Origin of the sequence: Ferruginibacter sp. (assembly GCF_031430955.1) — a bacterium.
Lineage (GTDB): Bacteria > Bacteroidota > Bacteroidia > Chitinophagales > Chitinophagaceae > Ferruginibacter.
On sequence record NZ_JANPCM010000454.1, the window covers coordinates 1 to 2,690 of the forward strand.

A 2,690-nucleotide genomic window follows, 5' to 3' on the forward strand; every position below is an offset into this window, starting at 1 on the left:
GTAATCATATTTTCATCTTCATAAATTTTTAGTACTTCTAACGCTGCCGCACAGCCCACAGCATGTGCACTGTAGGTTAAGCCAAGCATCAATGGTTTATCATCATACGCCGCAGCAATTTTATCACTTACTATCAATGCACCAAACGGAAGATAACCTGCAGTTAATCCTTTTGCTGTTGCAATCATATCCGGTATTACTCCATGATTATCTATCCCAAACCATTTACCGGTTCTGCCAAAGCCACTCATTACTTCATCCGCAATTAATAAAATGCCATGCTTATCGCAAATTGCCCGTATTTTTTTAAAATAATCTGGTGGATATTTTATACAACCGCTGCTGCCACTTTCGCCTTCCATTAAAATGGCGGCCACATTTTCGGGGCCTTCAAAATCAATCACTCTTTCTACGTGGCTTGCACATTCGTAGTTGCATTTTCCAAAGGTTTGTCCAAACGGACAGCGGTAACAAAACGGATCTTCCACATGCACAAAGTTGGGTGCCTGTTGACTATCGGCCGGTAATTTTCTTGGGTCGCCGCCTGCAGTCATAGCACCATAACTTGCCCCATGAAAAGCACGGTACTTGGTAATTATTTTATGGCGGCCGGTGTATAACCTTGCCAGCTTTATTGCATTTTCTATTGCTGTTGCGCCACACACCGTAAACAAAGTTTTATTTAAGCCTTTGGGTGTTATGGAGGCTAATTTTTTCCCCAACTCCCCACGAACTTTGGTAACACAACTCGGCGTTACATAACTTACTTCCTGCATTTGCTTTACCACTGCATCGGTTACCCGTTGGTTGCCATGGCCAATATTTACATTCATCAACCCCGATGAAAAATCGATGTAACGTTTATCATCGTAGTCATATAAATAAACCCCTTCGGCATGTTTTACTGCAATAGGTGTAATACCTTTTTGTTTGCTCCAGCTAAATAAGGTATAATCCAGGTTGTCCTGGATAATTTGTGTTGCTTCGGATAATGTTTTTGTACTCATAACTTTATTTTTTTTGAACCCAGCTTAAGAATTTCTATTTTACTTCATTGGTCTGGCCTAAGGCGAGACACTCTTGTACGGTATTTCTTTACTGAGCTTTAATGGTGTTTTATTTAAGATGTTTTACTTTACTAATGTCACCCCTTCGGGGTTTGTTATTTTAATTTTACTATCTCTTTTCTATATTAATATCAGCCTTTCAGGCTTGGTTTATTAAAGTTAGCAATATCAAATTCAAAACACATTCGTTTTAAATCCCCAAGGGATGTCGTAACTACGAATAGGATCTACATTAATAGTCCAACCCCGAAGGGGTATAATTAATATAGAAACTCATTGTCAATAATACGCTAACCCCGAAGGGGTGACATTAAAAAATCCTGCATTAATCTATAACATCATCATCCCTCCTCAATCATAAAATTCAAACAAATATTTTTCTTCAAATGGAATATCAAATTTTTTTAAAAACCCCATATACTCATGTTTGAATGTTTTCTTTTTATGATGTTCCTTCTGATTTTTAATGTAATCAATAACATTTCCAAAATTAGATTGAGAATAAGAAAACGCACCATAACCTTCCTGCCACGAAAATTTTTGTTTTAAAAATCCTTTGTCATTAATAAAATTGCAGGAATTATTTTTAATATCTCTTATCAAATCCGAAATCTTCATTGCAGGTTTTAAACCCACCAGCACATGAACATGATCCTGCATACCATTTACCGCTAAAGATTTTTGTTCTTTGCCCTCTATAATTCCGGCAATGTATTTATACAATTCATCCTGAAAAACCGGTTTAATCATATTCTCCCTGCCCTTAACTGCAAAAACATATTGAATGTAAATTTGAGAAAATGTACCAGGCATATTATTGGGTTTTGGTGATGTCTGCTTTCTAATGTCACCCCTTCGGGGTTTACTGTTTCTTTATTAAAATCTCTTTTCTATAGTAATATCAGCCCTTCGGGCTTTGCTTTTATTTTCCATGCGTTAGTTTTATAACTCTGCCGTCTTTTGAATTTATAATAATTTCAAATACTCCTCCTTTCCAATCCTTCGGAAGTGTTCCACTCAGATACCAAAATCCCTCGATAAGGTAACATTCATATGGTCTTTGTGAAACAATTTCTTTCTTACTATAAATACTAAAAAGTATTGGCTCGGCTACAGCAATTGCAGTTTCTTTATTTTTTATTAGTGTATCATAAAATGGTTTATAATTTTTATCATTTACCGCTTCCCTTATTATTTGCTTTGCATTTTTTTCTCCAAAAACAGTTCTATTTTTAAAATTTTGTCCGCAGGAAAAAATAGGAAGTATAAAAATTAATAAAACTAAATTTGATATCTTTCTTTCCATTGAAATTAATATTGAGTAATTGATTACTGTAACAATCTAAGTTCCCCTTCAGGGGTCAGGGGCTTCAGCTCATCCAATTAACCCCAGCTTCCGCATTCCATTTCACCGTACTCTTTTTCAACTTTGTCCAAAATTCTATCGAACTTTTTCCGGTAATGTCTCCTACACCAAATTTACTTTCGTTCCAGCCACCAAAACTAAAAGGCTCACGGGGCACAGGCACACCAACGTTAACACCAATCATTCCGGCACTAGCCTTATCAATGATGTAACGGGCCATGGCACCATTTTGTGTAAACACACTGGCGGCATTGCCA

The 2,690-nt window shown here is 36.4% G+C and carries 4 protein-coding genes; all 4 read right to left on the bottom strand.

Translation table 11 applies throughout. From position 1 onward, the window contains the following. Positions 1-1,007: aminotransferase class III-fold pyridoxal phosphate-dependent enzyme (locus ACY65O_RS12535; protein ID WP_462221197.1), on the bottom strand; the 1,007-nt coding region annotated here is incomplete at its 3' end. Between the two features lie 411 nt (positions 1,008-1,418). After that, a complete protein-coding gene (gene tnpA, locus ACY65O_RS12540; protein ID WP_462221198.1) occupies positions 1,419-1,880 on the bottom strand; it encodes an IS200/IS605 family transposase in 462 nt (153 codons plus the stop codon). 109 nt (positions 1,881-1,989) lie between these two features. Then, positions 1,990-2,373: a YbbC/YhhH family protein gene (locus ACY65O_RS12545; protein ID WP_462221199.1), complete on the bottom strand. Its 384-nt coding sequence runs from the start codon at positions 2,371-2,373 to the stop codon at positions 1,990-1,992. Between the two features lie 64 nt (positions 2,374-2,437). Further along, a partial coding sequence (locus tag ACY65O_RS12550; RefSeq protein WP_462221200.1) for an aldehyde dehydrogenase family protein occupies positions 2,438-2,690 on the bottom strand: 253 nt, incomplete at its 5' end.

Excerpts from the sequence above, each read along its gene's own strand:
- ACY65O_RS12545 (WP_462221199.1), bottom strand. The coding sequence starts at position 2,373 with ATGGAAAGAAAGATATCAAATTTAGTTTTATTAATTTTTATACTTCCT.
- tnpA (WP_462221198.1), bottom strand. The coding sequence starts at position 1,880 with ATGCCTGGTACATTTTCTCAAATTTACATTCAATATGTTTTTGCAGTT.